17 protein-coding genes and 1 pseudogene are annotated in these 20,854 nt (G+C 68.9%); 15 read left to right on the forward strand and 3 right to left on the reverse strand.

Annotated features, from left to right (window positions below; genetic code table 11):
• The first annotated feature begins 19 nt into the window (after positions 1-19).
• The 3 genes from zwf (at position 20) to edd (ending at position 4,074) form a co-directional block, all read left to right on the forward strand.
• Positions 20-1,501 carry a glucose-6-phosphate dehydrogenase gene (gene zwf / locus BGO82_RS20485; RefSeq protein WP_291307475.1) on the forward strand — a complete coding sequence of 494 codons (1,482 nt, stop codon included), beginning with the start codon at positions 20-22 and terminating at the stop codon, positions 1,499-1,501.
• A complete protein-coding gene (gene pgl, locus BGO82_RS20490) occupies positions 1,498-2,187 on the forward strand; it encodes a 6-phosphogluconolactonase (RefSeq protein ID WP_291307476.1) in 690 nt (229 codons plus the stop codon). The genes zwf and pgl overlap by 4 nt, the downstream gene beginning before the upstream one ends.
• Positions 2,188-2,259: 72 nt before the next feature.
• Positions 2,260-4,074, forward strand: coding sequence for a phosphogluconate dehydratase (gene edd, locus BGO82_RS20495; RefSeq protein ID WP_291307477.1), 1,815 nt, complete (start codon positions 2,260-2,262; stop codon positions 4,072-4,074).
• Positions 4,075-4,371: 297 nt separating this feature from the next.
• Here the strand turns inward: edd and BGO82_RS20500 are convergent, their stop codons facing one another.
• Positions 4,372-4,995, reverse strand: a complete 624-nt coding sequence (locus tag BGO82_RS20500; protein ID WP_291307478.1) for a nucleotidyltransferase family protein — start codon at positions 4,993-4,995, stop codon at positions 4,372-4,374.
• A gap of 128 nt (positions 4,996-5,123) precedes the next feature.
• On the opposite strand from BGO82_RS20500, the gene BGO82_RS20505 reads away from it, so the two are divergent.
• On the forward strand, positions 5,124-5,699 hold the full coding sequence (locus BGO82_RS20505) for a hypothetical protein (protein WP_291307479.1): 576 nt from the start codon (positions 5,124-5,126) through the stop codon (positions 5,697-5,699).
• A gap of 27 nt (positions 5,700-5,726) precedes the next feature.
• Here BGO82_RS20505 and BGO82_RS20510 read toward each other — a convergent pair whose 3' ends face one another.
• Entirely contained in the window at positions 5,727-7,127 is a 1,401-nt protein-coding gene (locus tag BGO82_RS20510; protein ID WP_291307480.1) for a hypothetical protein, read from the reverse strand.
• A 1-nt stretch (position 7,128) separates the two neighbouring features.
• Positions 7,129-8,043: a DUF6384 family protein gene (locus tag BGO82_RS20515; protein WP_291307481.1), complete on the reverse strand. Its 915-nt coding sequence runs from the start codon at positions 8,041-8,043 to the stop codon at positions 7,129-7,131.
• A 111-nt stretch (positions 8,044-8,154) separates the two neighbouring features.
• Here BGO82_RS20515 and BGO82_RS20520 point away from each other — a divergent pair, with 111 nt between their 5' ends.
• The 11 genes and pseudogenes from BGO82_RS20520 to BGO82_RS20570 all read left to right on the forward strand — a co-directional run bounded on the left by BGO82_RS20520 (position 8,155) and on the right by BGO82_RS20570 (position 20,842).
• The gene (locus BGO82_RS20520) at positions 8,155-8,721 is read left to right on the forward strand and encodes an SRPBCC domain-containing protein (RefSeq protein ID WP_291307482.1); all 567 of its coding nucleotides are present in this window, start codon (positions 8,155-8,157) and stop codon (positions 8,719-8,721) included.
• Positions 8,722-8,830: 109 nt separating this feature from the next.
• Positions 8,831-9,829, forward strand: coding sequence for a BMP family ABC transporter substrate-binding protein (locus BGO82_RS20525; RefSeq protein ID WP_291307483.1), 999 nt, complete (start codon positions 8,831-8,833; stop codon positions 9,827-9,829).
• Positions 9,830-9,911: 82 nt separating this feature from the next.
• Positions 9,912-11,480 carry an ABC transporter ATP-binding protein gene (locus BGO82_RS20530; protein WP_291307589.1) on the forward strand — a complete coding sequence of 523 codons (1,569 nt, stop codon included), beginning with the start codon at positions 9,912-9,914 and terminating at the stop codon, positions 11,478-11,480.
• Entirely contained in the window at positions 11,477-12,607 is a 1,131-nt protein-coding gene (locus BGO82_RS20535; RefSeq protein ID WP_291307484.1) for an ABC transporter permease, read from the forward strand. The genes BGO82_RS20530 and BGO82_RS20535 overlap by 4 nt, the downstream gene beginning before the upstream one ends.
• 2 nt (positions 12,608-12,609) lie before the next feature.
• Positions 12,610-13,415 (forward strand): annotated as a pseudogene (locus tag BGO82_RS20540) (ABC transporter permease).
• Positions 13,416-13,471: 56 nt separating this feature from the next.
• A complete protein-coding gene (locus BGO82_RS20545; protein WP_291307590.1) occupies positions 13,472-13,879 on the forward strand; it encodes a cytidine deaminase in 408 nt (135 codons plus the stop codon).
• A 221-nt stretch (positions 13,880-14,100) separates the two neighbouring features.
• Positions 14,101-15,120 (forward strand): deoxyribose-phosphate aldolase, encoded by a 1,020-nt coding sequence (gene deoC, locus BGO82_RS20550; RefSeq protein ID WP_291307485.1) that lies wholly within the window; start codon positions 14,101-14,103, stop codon positions 15,118-15,120.
• Positions 15,121-15,264: 144 nt separating this feature from the next.
• On the forward strand, positions 15,265-17,655 hold the full coding sequence (locus BGO82_RS20555; RefSeq protein ID WP_291307486.1) for an aldehyde dehydrogenase family protein: 2,391 nt from the start codon (positions 15,265-15,267) through the stop codon (positions 17,653-17,655).
• A gap of 162 nt (positions 17,656-17,817) precedes the next feature.
• The gene (locus BGO82_RS20560; protein WP_291307487.1) at positions 17,818-18,330 is read left to right on the forward strand and encodes a DUF559 domain-containing protein; all 513 of its coding nucleotides are present in this window, start codon (positions 17,818-17,820) and stop codon (positions 18,328-18,330) included.
• Positions 18,327-19,646: a thymidine phosphorylase gene (gene deoA / locus BGO82_RS20565; protein ID WP_291307488.1), complete on the forward strand. Its 1,320-nt coding sequence runs from the start codon at positions 18,327-18,329 to the stop codon at positions 19,644-19,646. Before BGO82_RS20560 ends, deoA begins: the two co-directional genes overlap by 4 nt.
• Positions 19,646-20,842, forward strand: coding sequence for a phosphopentomutase (locus tag BGO82_RS20570; protein WP_291307489.1), 1,197 nt, complete (start codon positions 19,646-19,648; stop codon positions 20,840-20,842). The genes deoA and BGO82_RS20570 overlap by 1 nt, the downstream gene beginning before the upstream one ends.
• The last annotated feature ends 12 nt before the right edge of the window (positions 20,843-20,854 follow it).

Consider the following 20,854-nt stretch of genomic DNA (forward strand, 5'->3'; position numbering starts at 1 on the left):
CGAACGGAGAACCAAGAGCGTGTCCAGCCGCATCATTCCCGTCCAGCCCTTTGACTATGTGGTCTTCGGCGCGACCGGCGATCTCACCAAGCGCAAGCTCATCCCCGCGCTCTACCACCGCTTCTACGACGGCCAGTTCGACGAGCACAGCCGCATCATCGGCGTGTCGCGCACCAAATGGACGGACGCCGATTTCCAGAAGGCGGCGCGCGACGACATCGCCCAGTTCGTCGAGAAGGAATACCAGGACGAGAAGGTCATCGACCGCTTCGTGTCGACCTTCTCCTACGTCGTCAACGACGTGACCGACGAGGCCAAATGGGGCGATCTGGGCGGCAAGCTGCGCGACGACCCCAAGGTGGTGCGCGCCTTCTACCTCGCCATCGCGCCGGACCTGTTCGGGCCGACCTGCGAGTACATCAAGAAGAAGGGCTATTACCGCCGCGACGCCCGCGTCGTCATCGAAAAGCCGCTCGGGCACGACCTCGCCTCCTCGATCGCCATCAACGATGAGGTGAGCCGCATCTTCGAGGAAGATCAGGTCTATCGCATCGACCACTATCTCGGCAAAGAGACGGTGCAGAACCTGTTGGCGCTGCGCTTTGCCAACATCCTGTTCGAGCCGGTGTGGAACTCGACCCATATCGACCACGTGCAGATCAGCGTGGCCGAGACCGTCGGCGCCGGCACCCGCGGCTATTACGACGAGAGCGGGGCGCTGCGCGACATGGTGCAGAACCACATGGCGCAGCTGCTCTGCCTCGTCGCCATGGAGCCGCCGGCTTCGGACGGCGCCAACGCGCTGCGCGACGAAAAGCTCAAGGTGCTGCGCTCGCTGCAGCCGATCACCGCCGCCGACGTCGGCAAGGTGACGGTGCGCGGCCAGTATCGCGCCGGCTCGATCGACGGCCAGAGCGTGCCGAGCTACCAGGACGAACTGCCCGAGGACAAGAAGGGCTCCAAGACCGAGACCTTCGTCGCCCTCAAGGCCGAGATCGGGAACTGGCGCTGGGCCGGAGTGCCGTTCTACTTCCGCACCGGCAAGCGCCTCGCCACCCGCGCCTCGGAGATCGTCATCCAGTTCCGCGACATCCCGCACTCGATGTTCGACCATGCCGAAGGCGCGCCGCGCCCCAACCGGCTGATCATCAACATCCAGCCCGACGAGGGCGTGAAGATGTTCCTGATGATCAAGGATCCGGGCCCGGGCGGCATGCGCCTGCGCGAGGCGCCGCTCGATCTGAGCTTTGCCGCCACCTTCCACGAGCGCACGCCCGAGGCCTATGAGCGGCTGCTGCTCGACGTCATCCGCGGCCAGCAGACGCTGTTCATGCGCCGCGACGAGCTCGAAGCGGCCTGGCGCTGGATCGACCCGATCCGCAACGCCTGGGATGCCTCGAGCGACGCGCCGCAGGCCTATGCCGCCGGCACCTGGGGCCCGTCGGGGGCGGTGGCGCTGATCGAGCGCGACGGCCGCACCTGGCACGAGGACGATAATTGAGGCCGGCCCGCCGGACCTTCAGCGACAGGCAGCAGCTCGCCGACGCCCTCGCCGAGGCGGTGGCGGCCAACCTCGCGGCCGGCATCGCGGCCCGCGGCGCCGCCTCGCTCGCCGTCTCGGGCGGCACCACGCCGGTGCATTTCTTCGAGGCGCTGGCGCGGCGCGGCGAGGTGGCCTGGGACAAGGTGACGGTCACCCTGGTCGACGAGCGCTGGGTCGACGAGACGTCGGACCGCTCCAATGCCCGGCTGGTGCGCCAGCATCTGCTGCAGGGCCGGGCGGCCGCGGCGCGCTTCGTGCCGCTCTACCAGGGCGGCGACGCGCCCGATGCCGAAAAGGCGAGTGCGGCGCAGGCCGTCGTGCCGCGCCCGCTCGATGCCGCCATCCTCGGCATGGGCAATGACGGCCACACCGCCTCGTTCTTTCCGGGCGGCGACACGCTCGACGCGGCGCTGACCGCGGCGGGGCCGGTGGTCGCCATCCGCGCGCCGGGCGCCGGCGAGCCGCGGGTGACGCTGACGCTCAGGCAATTGCTGGCGGCCCGCGCGCTCTATCTGCATATCGAAGGGGAGGGGAAGCTCGCAACGCTCGGGCAGGCTGAGGCAGAAGGTCCCGTAGAGGACATGCCGGTGCGTGCTATCCTGCGCGAGACCCAAACACCGCTGACCATCTACTGGTGCCCATGAACCAGCGTGGTCGCGCGTTCGAACCGCAAGAGTGGCGCCACTTTTGCTGAACACGCTCTAAGGGAGCCCCCAATGTCTGTCCTCAAGGCAGTTCAGGACGTGACCGACCGGATCGCGGCACGCAGCGCCGACACGCGCCGCGACTATCTCGACCGGCTCGATGCGGCGCGGCAGGCCGGCGTCTACCGCTCGGTGCTGAGCTGCGGCAACCTCGCGCACGGCTTTGCCGCCTGCGCCCCCGCCGACAAGGCCAAGCTCGCCGGCAACCGCGCGCTGAACCTCGGCATCGTCACCTCCTACAACGACATGCTGAGCGCACATCAGCCCTACGAGACCTATCCGGCGCTGATCAAGGACGCGGCGCGCGCGATCGGCGCCACGGCGCAGGTGGCGGGCGGCGTGCCGGCCATGTGCGACGGCGTCACCCAGGGCCAGCCGGGCATGGATCTGAGCCTGTTCTCGCGCGACGTGATCGCCATGGCGACCGCCATCGCGCTCAGCCACAACATGTTCGACGCCGCGGTGTTCCTGGGCATCTGCGACAAGATCGTGCCGGGCCTGCTGATCGGGGCGCTGAGCTTCGGGCATCTGCCGGCGGTGTTCGTGCCGGCGGGGCCGATGCCCTCGGGCATGCCCAACGACGAGAAGACCCGCATCCGCCAGCTCTATTCCGAAGGCAAGGTCGGCCGCGCCGAGCTGCTGGAGGCCGAGGCCAAATCCTACCATTCGCCCGGCACCTGCACCTTCTACGGCACCGCCAACTCCAACCAGATGCTGATGGAGATCATGGGCCTGCATTTGCCGGGGGCGAGCTTCGTCAACCCCGGCACGCCGCTGCGCGAGGCGCTGACGCGCGAGGCGGCCAGGCGCGCGCTGTCGCTCACCGCCGAGGGCAACGACTACACCCCCGTCGGCCACGTGATCAGCGAAAAGACCATCGTCAATGGCCTCGTCGGCCTGCATGCGACGGGCGGCTCGACCAACCACACGCTGCACCTGATCGCCATCGCCGCCGCCGCCGGCCTCAAGGTGACGTGGCAGGATATGGCCGATCTGAGCGAAGTGGTGCCGCTGCTCGCCCGCGTCTATCCCAATGGCGTCGCCGACGTGAACCATTTCCACGCCGCCGGTGGAATGGGATTCCTGATCCGCGAGCTGCTCGACAGCGGCCATCTGCACGAGGACGTGAAGACCGTCTGGGGCGGCGGCCTTTCCGGCTACACCGTCGAGGCCAGGCTGATCGCGGACAAGCTGAGCTTCACGCCGTCGCCGGAAACATCCGGCAACGACAAGATTCTGGTGCCGGTCAGGGCGGCGTTCTCGAAGAATGGCGGGCTGAAGCTGCTGACCGGCAACCTGGGCAAGGCGGTGATCAAGGTCAGCGCCGTCAAGCCCGAGCACCGGGTCATCGAGGCGCCGGCCCGCGTGTTCCACAGCCAGCACGGGCTGCAGGCCGCGTTCAAGGCGGGCGAGCTCAACGGCGACATGATCGCCGTGGTGCGCTTTGCCGGCCCCAAGGCCATCGGCATGCCGGAGCTGCACAATCTGACCCCGGCGCTCGGCGTGCTGCAGGGCCGCGGCTTCAAGGTGGCGCTGGTCACCGACGGCCGCATGTCGGGCGCCTCCGGCAAGGTGCCGGCGGCGATCCACGTGACGCCCGAGGCGGTCGATGGCGGCCCCATCTCGAAGGTGCGCGACGGCGACCTGCTGCGGCTCGACGCCGATGCCGGCACGCTGGTCTTTATCGGCGACGAGAAGGAATTCTTGTCGCGCACCCCGGCCACCGAGGACCAGCGGCACGAGCATTACGGCATGGGCCGCGAGCTGTTCGCCGGCTTCCGCGCCATGGTCGGTGCGGCCGACCGCGGGGCGAGCGTGTTCGGGTAGGGACGCCCGGCAACCAGGCGGAGGCGTGCGCAATAGAGCAGCATCCTATCGCAGTCTCAGTCGGTCCCCTCGCCCCTCAGGGGAGAGGGTAGCGCAGCTTGGCCGACAGGCCTAGCGGAGCTGGGTGAGGGGTGCGGGGGTGAACCTTGCGCGTTGCTGCCACATCACTCGAACTGATCGATCGCACCCCTCACCCGCTTGCTAGGCTCGCTTTGCTCGCCAAGCGCGCGACCTCTCCCCTGAGGGGCGAGGTGAGCCCGACTGCGAGGGCGGTGCCGGGGCTCCGGCCAGGACCAATTAGCGGGAGCCATCATCCTCCCACGGCACCACCGTCAGCTCGGGCCAGACGCTTTTGGCGCGGGCGCCCTTGGCTTCGTGCGCCGGTTTGTTCATCAGCACCGGGTTGGGCACGATGCGGAACGAGAAGATGTCGTCGAGCCCGAACGGCGCGACCAAAGTGAGGCGGCCGTCGGCCTCGAGCCGCGCGCCGACCGCATGCGTCTTGCTGGCGTAGCGGCCGAGCATTTCGGCCGACGAAACGAGCGGCGTGAACGGCACGCCGAATTTCTGCGGAAACCACAGATGCACGCGCGCCTGGTTGCGCACCTGCACCGGCAGCGGCAGGCCGGCGAAGCGCCGGTCGAGCCGCTGGATCACCCGGTCTTCGGCCTCGTAGCTCAGATCGCTGCCGTCGAAATACACCACGTCGATGTCGTTGATGCCGGTGCGGTCCGGCCGCCCGGTCAGCCGGTTCCACACCAGATTGTAGATGGCGCCGGCAACCAGCAGCGGGTCGGGCAGGCCGTCCTGCCGGATGCCGTCGAGCACCTCCATCAGCAGCGGGCTCGAGCGGATGATCGCCTCGAGCGCGGCGCGCTGCTCGGCCTCGCCGCGGCCGGAATATCTGAGATGGTCGTCCATGCCGGCTACGTCCGCCGATTCTGCCGCCGCTGTCAGCCCGGCCGCAGGAGCCGGCGGGGGAAATAAGGCCGGGAGCCACAATTCCCGCGCCTTCGGGAATCTATTATGAGCGGCCTCCGGAGGGCCCCATGCGCCGACTGATTGCCGTTGCCGTTACCGTCATCGCGACCGTGCTGCTTGCCGCCTGCTCGACGGTGGGCCTCAACACCGCCAGCAACGGGCGCTCGCTCGACCCGTTGCACGACGACGTGGCGAGCCTGCTGATCGCCTTCGACCTGCCGCGCGGGCTCGGGCCCAACAACGCCGCCGGCCAGCTCTTCACCTTCGACGTCGCCAATGGCGGCCCGCAGGAGCATCTGCGCCTGTCGCTGGTGCCGGCCGACGCCGACCAGGTGGCCGGCAACCTGCCGCCGCCGGCCGAGGGGCGCGCCTATTATCTCTACAACGTCGCCGAGACCGACAAGCCGGCCATCCGGGCGGCGCAGCAGGCGGCGCAGGCGCGCGGCATCTCCGCCGCGAGCATCCAGATCGGCGTCGTGCCGCATCTGTGCGGCGCCGGACAGGTCGACCAGAACGTCCTGACGGTGTCGATCTATGGCGCCATCCCGGGCCAGACCCGGCTGATGCCGTTCATGAACCAGATGCCGCTCGCCGCCGTGCTGCAGCAGCCCGGCAGCACCCAGCTCGCCATCTGCCAGGGATAGGCGGGGGGACGGCCCCGGCCTCTCCGGTCACGCGGCGCTGGTGAGCGTGCCGGCGTCGCGGCCCGGGCGGGGGCGGCTGAGCCGTGCGCCATTGCCGGGGGCGGCCAGCCGGCCCCAGCCGCCGCCCGGTCCGCCATAGCGCGGCGCGGTCCAGCTCTGCGCCTGCCGCCAGCGGTCCCAATAGGCGGCGGTCGACACGCCGCCGCGCAGAAATTCGTTGAGCCAGTCGTGCACCAGCCGGCTTTCGCTGAAGTGCGAATGCGGATTGTCGAAGCCGCGCTGGCGGATTTCGTACTGGATGTCCTCGAGGCCGCGCCGGCGGATGGCGAGCACGCCGAGCTGCTCGGCATATTCCCTGGCCTCGGCCCGCTCGTCCTTGACCCGCTGCAGCAGGTCGTCGATCTGCCCCACCACGCCGGCGTCGTCGTCGCGCGGGGCGGCGCGCGCCGCGTCCAGCAGCGGCCGCAGCTCCGGGTGGTCGAGCAGCGCGTCGAGCTCGTCGAGCGCCTCGATATAGGCCGGCGTGTTGCCGTGCGCCAGCGCGGCGCGGGCGGCGATGGCGCCGTCGCGCCGGTCCTGCAGAACGACGTTCTCCTGGTCGAGCGCGTCGATGCGGGGGGCGAGCGCCTCGATCGCCTCGCGCGCGCTGCGCCCGCCGGCGCTGTCGATGGCGACGCTCTCGAGCGCCGCCACCTCGGCCGCCGCGGCGCGGGCCCGCTCCTGCAGCGCCTCGGCATGCCGGCGCAGCAGCACCGGCAGCTCCTTGACCAGCGCATAATTGGCCGCTGCCGCGTCGTAGCCGATGAAGCGCGCCAGCCGCGCGTCGAGCCCCGCGAACAGGCCGCGGCTGGCATAATGCGGCGTGCCGTAATGCCGGCCGCTCAGATACATGAACAGCGGATCGACGCGCCAGGCGCGCCCCTTCTGCTCGCTGTCGGCCGCGGCCTCGGCCGCCTTGGCGACGGCCGCCTCGGCCATCGCCGCGAGCTCGCGCGCCGCGGCGAGCTTGGCCGCGTAGCCGGCGTCCGAGCCGAGCTTGGGCCGCGCCATGGCGACGTGCGCGCTGAGCTCGCTGTCGCGCTTGCTGGCCTCCGACTGCAGCGCGCTGCGCTCGGCATTGCCGCGCGCCAGATCCGCCTCGGCATGCTGCGCCGCCGCCTCGGCGTCGGCGAAGGCCGCGTCGTAGCGCGAAATCGCCGTCTCCACCGTGTTGTCGATCTCGGCGATCAGCCGCGCCTGCGCCGCGCGCCCGGCCTCGTCGAGCCGCGTCGCCCCCAGCAGCCGGTAGAGCTCGGCCTCCTGCGCCTGCAGCTTGAGCAGCAGTTCGGCGCCGCGCGAGGCGCGCTTGGCGATCTCGTCCTCCTCGCGGCGGACATCGCGCAGGGCCTCGTCGAGCGCGCGCAGGGCGTCGGGACCGTTGAGGCTCATCTCACCACCGCGTCACTTGCCCGCCCAGCGTCTGCACCAGATAGCTGGGGTCGATGAAGCCGAATTCCTTGATCGCCAGCAGATTGTGCTCGATCACCTGGTCGTCGTCCTTGTCGGCCTCGACGGCGCGGTACACCTCCTCGGGCACCCGCACGCCCCAGGACGACACGCGCTCGGTGCGGCCGGTGTTCTCGTCGCGGATCGGCAGCGTCAGGATGCGGCCATTGGCGTCCACCGCCTGCACCACGAGATAGTAGTTGGTGGCCTCCGAATTGCTCTGCGGGAAGGTCCAGAAGCCCCATTTGTCGTCGCGGTCGACGATCTTGAGCTGGTATTCGGCGCGCAGCGTGTCGCGCAGATTGGTGAGGTCGATGATCGCCTGCTCGGCGGCGGCGCGGTTGCCGGCCTTGGCCGCGGCCTGGCCGCGGTCGCGGATGGTCACCGCCTCGGTCTCGGCCTGCTGCACCTTGGTCTCTTCGTGGATGGTCCGGTACAGCGCCTGCATCTGCGCCGGCATGGTCTCGCTCAGCTCGACCTGCGCCTGCCGCGCCACGGCGTCGCGATACGGCCGGTAGGCGAGGAAATAGCCGCCGACCCCGAGCACCACGAGCAGCGCCAGCGCCGTGGCCGCCGGCTGCCAGCGCCGCCGCTCGATATAGAGCCGCGCCAGCGCCGCGCGCGGGCCGCGGGTCCTCGGCACATGGCCGAAGCGGTTGTCGTTGACCGCCGCGAGCCCGGTGGCGATGGCCGCGTCGGTGATGGCGATGCCGGCGCCGCGGTAGTGGCGGCGCAGATTGTCGGCCTGCGCCGCGGCATCGCCGGCGGCCAGCGCCGGGTCGCGCCGAATCGCATCGACGATGTCCATGGCCACGATCGCGTCGTCGAACCGGACCGGATCGGCCGTTGCAGCGCTCATTTCGGTGCGTGCGGTCACGCCCTGCCTTACTCGCTCTGGACTTTCCGTCGTGCAGCCGACTGCGGTCCCGGGCCTAATTTATGACGCTTCGGGGAGCGGACAATTGATCCGGTGGCCGCCGGTGACTATTTTCGCCCGGATGGTGCGAAAAAGACGCATGGCGAGGCCCTGAGCGGCATGGATTTCGGCGGCCGCTATCTGTTCGGGGCGAGGCGCGGGGACGTCTGGGGCGCCCTCAACGACACCGACATCCTGCGCGCCGTGATTCCCGGCTGCGAATACATCGCCTGGACCGGGCCGCACACGCTCGACCTGTCGATCCGCGTCCATCTCGGCCTCGTGCGCCCGGTGTTCGCCGGCGACCTGACGCTGAGCAATGTCCGCCCCGCCGAGAGCTACACGCTGGCGGGGCGCGGGCGCGGCGGCGTGCTCGGGCTGGCGCAGGGCGCCGCCGACATCACCCTCGCCGATGCCGAGGGCGGCACGCTGCTGGTCTTCGCCGCCGCCGGCAAGGCCGATGGCGGCGTCATGCGGCTCGGGCGGGCGCTGATCGGCCGTTCGGCGCAGCGCGTCATCGACGGCTTCTTCGAATCGATCGGGCGCGAGATGGGCGCCGGCGTGACAGCGCTGTCGCCGCCCGAGCCCTCCGCCGATTTTGACCAAACGTTCAAAAACTGAGGTTTTCCCTCTTGCCGCGCGGGTAAATGCAAGCTTGTATCCCTGCCAACGCGCGGGGACAGGAGACAGCGGCACCGCCGCTTCCCGGCGCGAACCAGGGAGACCATTCATGATCGATTTCAAACGGCACCTCGGTGCTCTGGCCGCGGGTATTGGCGCGGTGGCGCTGCTGGCCGGCGCGGCCTTGGCCGATCCGGCGCTGATCTACGACCTCGGCGGCAAGTTCGATAAGTCGTTCAACGAAGCGGCCTACAACGGCGCCGAGCAGTGGAAGAAGGAGACCGGCGGCACCTACCACGATCTCGAGATCCAGGCCGAAGCCCAGCGCGAGCAGGCGGTGCGCAAATTCGCCCAGGCCGGCTACAGCCCGATCGTGGTGACCGGCTTCAGCTTCGCCGACACCCTCAACAAGGTGGCGCCCGACTTCCCCAACATCCATTTCGTGCAGATCGACTCGGTGGTCGACCAGCCCAACGTGCAGTCGGTGGTCTATAAGTCCAACGACGCCTCGTACCTGGCCGGCGTGCTCGCCGCCAAGACCTCCAAGACCGGCAAGGTCGGCTTCGTCGGCGGCATGGACATTCCGCTGATCCACAACTTCTTCTGTGGCTACAAGGAAGGCTTCATGGCCACCAACAAGGATGGCCAGGTGTTCGAGAACTACACCGGCACCACGGCGGCGGCCTGGAACGATCCGACCACCGCGGGCGAACTGACCAAGGCCGATTTCGACAAGGGCGCCGACATCGTCTACGCCGCGGCGGGTGCCTCGGGCCTCGGCGTGATCCAGGCGGCCAAGGACGCCGGCAAGATGTCGATCGGCGTCGACAGCAACCAGAACTACATCGCGCCCGGCTCGGTGCTGACCTCGGTGCTGAAGCGCGTCGACGTCACCGTCTATAACGCCTTCAAGGACGGCGATGCCGGCTTCAAGCCGGGCGTGGTCTCGCTCGGCGTCGCCGAGAACGGCGTCGGCCTCGCCATGGACGACAACAACAAGTCGATGATCACCCCCGACGCGCAGGCCGCCGTCGATGCGGCGGCCAAGGGCATCGCCGACGGCACCATCAAGGTGCACGACTACAACACCGACAATCAGTGCCCGTGATCGGTCGTTCGTGAGCCAGCCTCACTCTTCATCCAATGCCGAGCAGCGCCCCTCCAAAGGGGGCGCTGTTTCCGACCTTGCCATCGAGCTCCGGGGCATCAACAAGAGCTTCGGGCCGGTGCGCGCCAACCGCGACATCGACCTCAAGGTCCGGCGCGGCACCATCCACGGCATCGTCGGTGAAAACGGCGCCGGCAAGTCGACGCTGATGTCGATCCTCTACGGCTTCTACACCGCCGACAGCGGCGAGATCCTGGTCAACGGCCAGCCCGCCCACATCACCGATTCCCGCCATGCGCTGCAGCTGGGCATCGGCATGGTGCACCAGCACTTCATGCTGGTCGACAATTTCTCCATCCTCGAAAACGTCATCCTGGGCGCCGAGGACAATGCGCTGCTCGCCTCCTCGCTGAGCAAGGCGCGCAAGGAGCTGAAGCGCCTCTCCGACGAATACGGCCTGTCGGTCGACCCCGACGCCATCGTGCAGGACGTCTCGGTGGGCCAGCAGCAGCGCGTCGAAATCCTCAAGGCGCTGTATCGCGGCGCCGATACGCTGATCCTCGACGAGCCCACCGGCGTGTTGACGCCGGAAGAGGCCGACGATCTGTTCCGCGTGCTCAACGTGCTGCGCGACCAGGGCAAGACGGTGATCCTGATCACCCACAAGCTGCGCGAGATCATGGCCATCACCGATTTCGTGTCGGTGATGCGGCAGGGCCAGATGGTGGCCACCATGCCGACCAAGGACACCTCGCCCGAAAAGCTGGCCGAGCTGATGGTCGGCCGCCGCGTGCTGCTGCGCGTCGAGAAGGGCTCGGCGCATCCGGGCAAGCCGCTGCTCGAGGTCAAGAACCTCGTTGTCGCCGACGACCTCAAGGTGGTGCGCGTCAAGGATGTGAGCTTTTCGGTCAGGGCCGGCGAGATCGTCGGCATCGCCGGCGTTGCCGGCAACGGCCAGTCCGAGCTGCTCGAATCCATCGCCGGCATGCGCGACCAGCTGTCCGGCGACGTGGTGCTCAACGGCCACGTGCTGTCGCTCGAGGGCGACGACGGCGCCCACCGCGCCCGCCTCGCCGGCCTCGCCCACGTGCCCGAGGACCGCCAGACCGAAGGGCTGGTGGTACAGTTCGAGGAGTGGGAGAACAACATCCTCGGCTACCAGCACGATCCGGCCTATGGCCGCGGGCTGCTCGATATCGCCGCCGCCCGCCGGCAGGCCGAGGAGCGGATGCACAAATTCGACGTCCGTCCGGCCAATCCGCGGCTCAAGACCGCCAATTTCTCCGGCGGCAACCAGCAGAAGATCGTGCTGGCGCGCGAGATGGAGCAGGACCCCTCGGTGCTGATCGTCGGCCAGCCGACGCGCGGCGTCGACATCGGCGCCATCGAGTTCATCCACAACCAGATCATCAAGATGCGCGACGCCGGCAAGGCCATCCTGCTCGTTTCCGTCGAGCTCGACGAGATCCGCTCGCTTTCCGACCGCATCCTGGTGATGTTCGACGGCAAGATCGTCGGCGAGGCCGACCCGGCCACCGCCACCGAAGGCGAACTCGGCCTGATGATGGCCGGCATCGGCGCCGACGGCCATGCGGCGCGCTCGGGCGCCGGTGCGGGGCCGGCGCATGCCGTCGGGGGAGACCAGCCATGAGCGCACGCCGTCCGCTGCCGCGCTGGGCCGATGTGGCGCTGCTGCCGGTGCTCAACCTGGTGCTGGCGCTGATCGTGTTCTCGATCTTCGTGCTGCTGATCGGCCAGAATCCGCTGCAGGCGCTGGCGATCATGATCAACGGCGCCTTCGGCTATGGCGAGGGCGTCGGCTTCACCCTGCATTTCGCCACCAGCTTCGTGTTCACTGGCCTCTGCGTCGCGGTGGCGGCGCATGCCGGGCTGTTCAATATCGGCGGCGAAGGCCAGGCCTATGTCGCCAGCCTCGGCGCCATCGCCGTGGGCTTCCTGATGGACCACACCGTCTGGTGGCTGGTGCTGCCGGTGGCCATCCTCGCCTCGATGGCGGTCGGCGCCGCCTGGGCCTTCATCCCGGGCTACCTGCAGGCCAAGCGCGGCAGCCACGTGGTGATCACCACCATCATGTTCAACTTCATCGCCTCCTCGCTGATGGCGTACCTGCTGGTCTACGTGCTGAAGCCGGTGGGCGTGCAGGAGCCCTCGACCGCCAATGTCGTGGCGGCGGGCAAGATTCCGCAGCTCCGCCAGTTCTTCCCCTGGTTCGGCGGGGCGCCGCTGAACATGACCATCATCTTCGCGATCCTCGCGCTGATCGGCGTCTACATCCTCATCTGGCGCACCAAATTCGGCTACGCGCTGCGCACTTTGGGCCACAGCCCGTCGGCCTCGCTCTATGCCGGCATCTCCAACAGCCGCATGATCATCATCGTCATGATGATCTCGGGCGCGCTGGCCGGCATGGTGGCGGTCAACGAAGTGCTGGGCGTGCAGTCGCGCATCGTCATCGACGTCACCGCCGGCTACGGCTTCGTCGGCATCGCCGTGGCGCTGATGGGACGCAACCACCCCATCGGCATCGCGCTGGCGGCCGTGCTGTTCGGTGCCCTCTACCAGGGCGGGCTCGACCTGCAATTCTACATGCCGGCCATCACCCGCGACATGATCGTCGTCATCCAGGCGCTGGTCATCATGTTCACCGGCGCCATGGAGGGCCTGCTGCGGCCGGGCCTCGAATCGGCGTTCATGCTGTACTCGCCGCGCCAGAAGGCCGATGCCGTGGCGCGCGAAACCGTCGGCACCGAGAGCTGAGCATGGATTACGAAATCATCGTCTCGACCCTCGCCGCCACCGTCCGCCTGACGACGCCGCTGCTGTTCGCCTGCCTCGCCGGCCTCTATTCCGAGCGCTCGGGCGTGTTCGACATCGGCCTCGAGGGCAAGATGCTGGCGGGCGCCTTCGGCGCCTGCTCGGGCTCGCCTGGTTCCACCAGGGCGGGCGCACGCCGCCGCTGCCGCCCGGCGGCCGCTTCGAGGCCATCGACTGGCCATGGGCCGACCAGATCCACTCGGTGCCGATCGTCGGGCCGCTCTATGCGACGCTGCTGTCGGGCCACAACATCCTGGTCTATCTCGCCTTCCTGTGCGTGCCGCTGACCTATTGGGTGCTGTATAGAACGCGGTTCGGGCTGCGCCTGCGCGCCGTCGGCGAGAACCCCAAGGCGGTCGACACCGCCGGCATCTCGGTGACGCTGCTGCGCTATCGCGCCCTGATCATCACCGGCGTGCTGTGCGGCCTTGCCGGCGCCTATTTCTCCATCGCCCAGGGCAACGGCTTCATCAACAACATGACCGCCGGCAAGGGCTTCATCGCGCTCGCCGCGCTGATCTTCGCCAAATGGCGGCCGGTGCCGGCGATGTTTGCAACGCTGCTCTTCGGCTTCCTCGACGCGCTGCAGATCCGCCTGCAGGGCGCGGTGCTGCCGGGCACCTCGTGGCAGATCCCGGTGCAGTTCATCCAGGCGCTGCCCTACATCCTCACCTGCGTGCTGCTCGCCGGCTTCATCGGCAAGGCCATCGGCCCCAAGGCCGGCGGCGTGCCGTACACCAAGGAGCGCTGACGCATGGCCCCGAAAGGTGGACGCCGGCTTTCGGACGAGGCCATGCGCAAATGAGCATGGGCGCGGTGAGCGACGCCGAGCTGTTCGCCGCGGCCGAAGCGGTGCGGGCGCGGGCCTATGCGCCGTATTCGCGCTTTGCCGTCGGCGCTGCCATCCTCGCCGACGACGGCCGCGTCTATGCCGGCTGCAACATCGAGAACGCCGCCTATCCCATCGGCAATTGCGCCGAGGCCTCGGCCATCGCCGCCATGATCGCCGGCGGCGGCAGGCGCATCCGGCGCCTCTACGTGACCGGGCCGGGCAGGGCGCCGGTGACGCCCTGCGGCGGCTGCCGCCAGCGCATCCGCGAATTCGCCGACCAGGACGTGGTGGTGATCAGCCACGGCGTCGAGGGCAGCCCGCTCAGCCAGACCGTGGCCGAGCTGCTGCCGCATTCCTTCGGGCCCGAGTACCTGCCCAGATGAGCATGGAACCGGGGACGGGCAGCGTCGTTGTTGCGGCAAGCGCCGGCGGCCCTGCCCTCAGGCCGTCGGCAGTGCAGATAGACGCCCGCCGCGACGCCATGTTGCTGGGGGGCGTCTATCTTTGGTATCGTTCCGCCGTCCTCGCGACTGCTGCGGACCGCCGCGCGGCCTGGTCCCGCTGAACGCCGCGCGAGGCGCGCCACCGGCGCGAAGGAGGAGCCATGACTCTGAGGGTCGTCGATACGCCGCTGCCGGCCGGCAAGCCGGCCAAGGCCGCCGCCATCGGCCATGCCGGAGCGCGCAATCCGGGCTTCCCGCTCGATCTCGACTGGGTCGGCCGGGTGCGCATGAACCGCTCGGCGCTGGAGCGCCGCGCCGCCACCATCGGCACCCGCCGCACGGTGAAGAAGGAGTGGCAGGCCGCCTGGCTGCTCAAGGCCATCACCCTGATGGATCTGACCACGCTCAATTCCGACGATACCCCCGGCCGCGTCGAGCGCCTGTGCGCCAAGGCGCGTCACCCGCTGACCGACGAGATCGTCGACGGCTACGACATCGCCGGGCTGCGCATCGTGCCGGCGGCGGTGTGCGTCTATCACGCCTTCGTGCCGACGGCGGTGCGCGCGCTCGAAGGGAGCGGCATTCCGGTGGCGGCGGTGTCGACGGCGTTCCCGCACGGCCTCGCGCCGGTGGATACGAAAATCCGCGAGATCGAGGAATCGGTGGCCGCCGGCGCCAAGGAGATCGACATCGTCATCGAGCGCCAGATGGTGCTGACCGGCGACTGGCAGGGGCTCTACGAGCAGATCAGGGCGTTCCGCAAGGCGTGCGGCGAGGCGCACCTGAAGACCATCCTCGGCACCGGCGAGCTGGCGACGCTCAACAACGTGGCGAAGGCCTCGCTGGTCTGCATGCTGGCCGGCGCCGACTTCATCAAGACTTCGACCGGCAAGGAAAAGGTCAACGCCACGCTGCCGGTGTCGCTGGCCATGATCCGCATGATCCGCTGGTTCGCCGACGAGACCGGCATCGAGATCGGCTACAAGCCGGCCGGCGGCATCGGCGCGGCTAAAACGGCGCTCGACTACATGGCGTTGATGAAGGAAGAACTGGGCACGCACTGGCTGCAGCCGCATCTGTTCCGCTTCGGTGCATCGAGCCTGCTGACCGACATCGAGCGGCAGCTCGAGCACAATCTGACCGGGCATTACGCGGCGGATTATCGGATGCCGATGGTGTGAGTGTCGGCGCTGTGGGGAGCAGTTTCCCGCAACGTCGCTCCCGCGCAAGCGGGACTCCGGACTGGACCCGCGGATGTCCGAAAACTCCGCCTGGAGTCCCGCTTGCGCGGGAATGACGATGTGGATGGGGCGAGGGACGCCGGCATGAACAAGATCGCGGAAATCTTCCAGAGCCTCGACTACGGTCCGGCCCCCGAGAGCCCGGAGCCGGCGCTGGCGTGGCTCGCGAGCAAGGGCAATAAATTCGGCCATTTCATCAATGGCAGATGGACCAAGCCCGGCAAGCTGTTCGCCTCCGACAATCCGGCGACCGGCAAGGTGCTGGCCGAGATCACCGACGGCAGCGCCGCCGATGTCGACAAGGCGGTGAAGGCGGCGCGGGCGGCGTTCCCGAAATGGGCGGCGCTCTCGGGCTACGAGCGCGGCAAATATCTCTACGCCATCGCCCGGCTGGTGCAGAAGCATTCCCGCCTGTTCGCCGTGCTCGAAAGCCTCGACAACGGCAAGCCGATCCGCGAGAGCCGCGACATCGACATTCCGCTGGTGGCGCGGCATTTCTACCATCACGCCGGCTGGGCGCAGCATTTCGAGCGCGAATTCCCCGGCATGGCGCCGTATGGCGTGTGCGGCCAGATCATCCCGTGGAATTTTCCGCTGCTGATGCTGGCCTGGAAGATCGCCCCGGCGCTGGCGGCGGGCAATACGGTGGTGCTGAAGCCGGCCGAGTTCACCTCGCTCACGGCGCTGCTGTTCGCCGAGATCGTCGAAAAGGCCAAGCTGCCTCCCGGCGTGGTCAACATCGTCACCGGGCAGGGCGACACCGGCGCCGCCATCGTCAACCATCCAGATGTCGACAAGATCGCCTTCACCGGCTCGACCGAGGTCGGCAAGATCATCCGCGCCGCCACGGCAGGCAGCGGCAAGGGGCTGAGCCTCGAGCTCGGCGGCAAGAGCCCGTACATCGTCTTCGACGACGCCGATGTGGACAGCGCCATCGAAGGGCTGGTCGATGCCATCTGGTTCAACCAGGGGCAGGTGTGCTGCGCCGGCTCGCGGCTGCTGATCCAGGAAAGTATAGAAGAGCGTTTTATCGCCAAGCTGAAAAAGCGCATGGCGAGCCTCCGTGTCGGCGATCCGCTCGACAAGGCGGTGGATATCGGCGCGCTGGTGGCGCCGGTGCAGGTGGCGCGGGTGCGCGACCTGGTGAAGCAGGGCGCCGCCGAGGGCGGGCAGGTGTACGAGCCCGACATCGACCTGCCCAAGGGCGGCGGCTGCTTCCTGCGCCCGACGCTGATCACCAATGTGTCGCCGGCGCATACGGTGGCCACCGAGGAGATTTTCGGGCCGGTGCTGGTGGCGATGAGCTTCCGCACGCCCGAGGAGGCGGTGGCGCTCGCCAACAACACGCGCTACGGCCTCGCCGCGACGATCTGGAGCGAGAACATCAACCTCGCCCTCGACATCGCCCCGAAGCTCAAGGCGGGCGTGGTGTGGATCAACGGCACCAACAATTTCGACGCGGCGGTCGGCTTCGGCGGCTACAAGGAATCGGGCTTCGGCCGCGAGGGCGGCAAGGAGGGCATGGCCGCCTACCTCAAGGCCGGCTGGGAAAAGACGCTGAAACCGGCTGGTCCCAGCGCCGTGCCCGCGAAGGCGGCGACCTCGACCAGCATGCTCGAGGCCGACGATGGCATCGACCAGACGGCCAAGATGTATATCGGCGGCAAGCAGGCGCGGCCCGACAGCGGCTATTCGCGCGCCATCCGCGGCCCCGGCGGCGAGCTGGTGGGCGAGGTCGGCGAGGGCAACCGCAAGGACATCCGCAACGCCGTGGAAGCGGCGCGCGCCGCGCTGGGCTGGGGCACGACAGCGGCGCACAACCGCGCGCAGATCCTGTATTTCCTCGGCGAAAACCTCGACTATCGCGCCGACGAGTTCGCCCGCCGCCTGCGCGCCCAGACCGGCGAGAGCCTCGCCTCGGCGCACAAGGAAGTGGCGGCCTCGGTCGAACGGCTGTTCGCCTTTGCCGGCTGGGCCGACAAATACGATGGCGCCGTGCACAATCCGCCCAGCCGCACCATCGCGCTGGCCATGGTCGAGCCGATCGGGGTGCTCGCCATCCTGGCGCCGCCGTCGCGGCCGCTGCTCGGCTCGATCGCGCTGCTCGCCCCGGCCATCGCCATGGGCAACCCGGTGGTGCTGGTGCCGTCCGAGCCGGCGCCGCTGTCGGTCACCGACCTCTACCAGGTGATCGAAACCTCCGACGTGCCGGCCGGTGTGATCAACATCGTCACCGGCGCGACCGCAACGCTGGCCAAAACGTTGGCCGAGCACGACGGCGTCGACGCGCTCTGGTGCGCGGGGGATGCGGCGGTTTCGACGATGGTCGAGAAAGCCAGCGTGGGCAACCTCAAGCAGACCTGGACCAGCCGCGGCCTCTATTACGACCTGAGCGACAAGGCGAAGTTCGAGGGCGACTATTTCCTCCGCCGCGCCACCCAGGTGAAGAACGTCTGGGTGCCCTATGGGGCGTGAGGACGCGGCTGCGGTCGACCCGTTCGAGGGTTGTGGCTGTGGCCCCCACCCCCAGCCCCTCCCCGCAAGGGGGAGGGGGGCGATAGAGCCGCTTGCATGGTGGTGCAGTCGGTCTCTCCTCCCCCTTACGGAGTGGAGGCTGCACGCACCGGGTGGGCGATCATGAGCCTGCCCCGCGCCCGTGAACTTCGCGCCAGCTCCACCATCATCGAGCGCCGGCTTTGGAATTTGCTGCGGCCCTATCGCGAGCAGGGCTATCATTTTCGCCGGCAGGTGCCGATCGGGCCGTATTTCGCGGATTTTGCCTGCCATCACGCGCGGCTGGTGATCGAGGCCGACGGCGTATCGCATGACGATGCCGGGCGGGACGCGAGGCGGGATGCGTATATGCAGTCGCGAGGGTTTCGCGTCCTGCGGTTGTCGAACGCCGACATCGTCGCCAACGCCGAAGGTGTGCTGGCGCTGGTGGGAGAGTACCTTGGGGGCGTTGTGCCTTTGGCCCCCACCCCCGGCCCCTCCCCGCAAGGGGGAGGGGGGCCAAGGAGCCGCAAGCTCCGCACCGGATTGAAAGATCTTGCCGCACGTTCCGGGGATGAGCTTCTGTCGCCCCCCTCCCCCCTGCGGGGAGGGGCTGGGGGTGGGGGCCGCGTGCACCGGCTTCACGAAACGCCATGACGTTTCTTCCGCAGGAAATCATCATCCGGAAGCGCGATGGCGGGGTGCTGACGCGGGAGGAGATCGGCGCGTTCATCGCCGGGCTCACGGCCGGCAGCGTGTCCCACGCGCAGGCCGCGGCGTTCGCCATGGCGGTGTTCTTCCGCGACATGACGCTCGAGGAGCGCGTGGCGCTGACCGAGGCGATGCGCGATTCTGGAACGGTGCTCGACTGGTCCGAGCTCGACGGGCCGGTGGTCGACAAGCACTCGACCGGCGGCGTCGGCGACAACGTTTCGCTGATGCTGGCGCCGATCCTCGCCGCCTGCGGCGTCTATGTGCCGATGATCTCGGGGCGCGGCCTCGGCCACACCGGCGGCACGCTCGACAAGTTCGACTCGATCCCCGGCTACCAGACGCAGCCCGACAACGAGCTGTTCCGCAGGGTGACCAGGCAGGCGGGCTGCGCCATCATCGGCCAGACCGCCGACCTCGCGCCGGCCGACAAGATCCTCTATTCGATCCGCGACGTCACCGGCACCGTCGAGAACGTGTCGCTGATCACCGCCTCGATTCTGTCGAAGAAGCTCGCCGCCGGCCTCGGCGCGCTGATCCTCGACGTCAAGACCGGCTCGGGCGCCTTCATGCCGACGCTGGAGGCGTCGCGCGCGCTGGCGCAGAGCCTGGTGGCGGTGGCCAACGGCGCCGGCACCCGCACCGGGGCGCTGATCACCGACATGAACGAGCCGCTGGCGAGCGCCGCCGGCAATGCGCTCGAAGTGCGCAACGCCGTCGACTTCCTCACCGGCGCGCACCGCGATCCGCGCCTCTACGACGTGACCATGGATCTGTGCGCGGCGGCGCTGGCGCTCACCGGCTTCAAGGGCGACGCGCGCAAGGCCTGCGAGGTGGCGCTGTGGAGCGGCAAGGCCGCGGCGCATTTCTCCGAGATGGTGGCGCTGCTCGGCGGCCCGGCCGATTTCGTCGAACGCATGGACCAGCATCTGGCGCCGGCCCCCATCGTGGTCGACGTGCCCGCGCCCGCCGCCGGCATCGTCAGCGCCATCGACACGCGCGGCGTCGGCATGGCGGTGGTGGCGCTCGGCGGCGGCCGGCGGCTGCCCACCGACAGCATCGACCACGCCGTGGGCTTCGACCGGCTGCTCGGCCTCGGCGCCAAGGTGGCGCCCGGCACGCCGCTGGCGCGCCTGCACGCCCGCGACGCCGCGACGGCCGCCGAAGCCAGCCGCCGCCTCATTGCCGCCTATGTGCTGGGCGACGCCGCTCCGGCCCACCCGCTCGTCGCCGAGCGGATCGATCCACCGGAGACAGGCTGATGCCGCGCGCCATCCTTTGCGTCCTCGACAGCTTCGGCATCGGCAGCGCCCCCGACGCCGCCGACTACACCGACGGCCACGGCCATACCGACGTCGGCGCCAACACGCTGCTGCACATCGCCCAGACCTACGATCTGCATCTGCCCAATCTGGATGCGCTCGGCCTCGGCGCCGCCGGCAAGCTGGCCTCGGGCACGCTGGCGCCGGGGCTGACGGACACGCCCAGGGGCGGCCGCTTCGGCGTCGGCCGCGAGGTGTCGAAGGGCAAGGACACGCCCTCCGGCCATTGGGAGATCGCCGGCGTGCCGGTGCCCTTCGCCTGGGGCTATTTCCCGCAGACCGAGCCGGCCTTTCCCAAAGAGCTGACCGACGCGCTGATCCGCGACGCCGGGCTGCCCGGCATCCTCGGCAACAAGCATGCCTCGGGCACCGTGATCATCGCCGAGCTCGGCGAAGAGTCGATCCGCACCGGCAAGCCCATCTGCTACACCTCGATCGATTCCGTCTTCCAGATCGCCGCGCATGAGACCCATTTCGGCCTCAGCCGGCTGTACGAGGTGTGCGAGGCGGCCTTCAGGCTCACCGCGCCGCTGATGATCGGCCGGGTCATTGCCCGCCCCTTCGTCGGCGAGACCGCGGCGACCTTCAAGCGCACCGGCAACCGCCGCGACTTCGCCATCTCGCCGCCCGAGCCGACGCTGCTCGACCGGGTCAAGGACGCCGGCCGCCAGGTGTTCGCCATCGGCAAGATTTCCGACATCTATGCCGGCCATGGCGTCACCCACAAGATCAAGGCGTCCGGCAACATGGTGCTGTTCGACCGCACGCTGGAGGCGCTCGACATGGCGCGCGACGGCGATTTCGTCATGACCAATTTCGTCGATTTCGACCAGGAATACGGCCACCGGCGCGACGTGCCCGGCTACGCCCAGGCGCTCGAAGCCTTCGACCGGCGGCTGCCCGAGCTGATCGCCAGGCTGCGCGACGACGATCTGCTGGTGCTCACCGCCGACCACGGCAACGATCCGACCTGGGTCGGCACCGACCATACCCGCGAACAGGTGCCGATCCTCTGCTTTTCCCCAAAGCTCTCGCAGGGAACGGTTGGAATCCGCTCCACCTTCGCGGATATTGGCGAAAGCGTCGCTCACTGGCTCGGCCTGCCGCCCGGCCGTCACGGGCGCAGCTTCCTGTAGCTCCTCTCGCTC

The sequence above is a fragment of the Devosia sp. 67-54 genome (genome assembly GCF_001899075.1).
Lineage (GTDB): Bacteria > Pseudomonadota > Alphaproteobacteria > Rhizobiales > Devosiaceae > Devosia_A.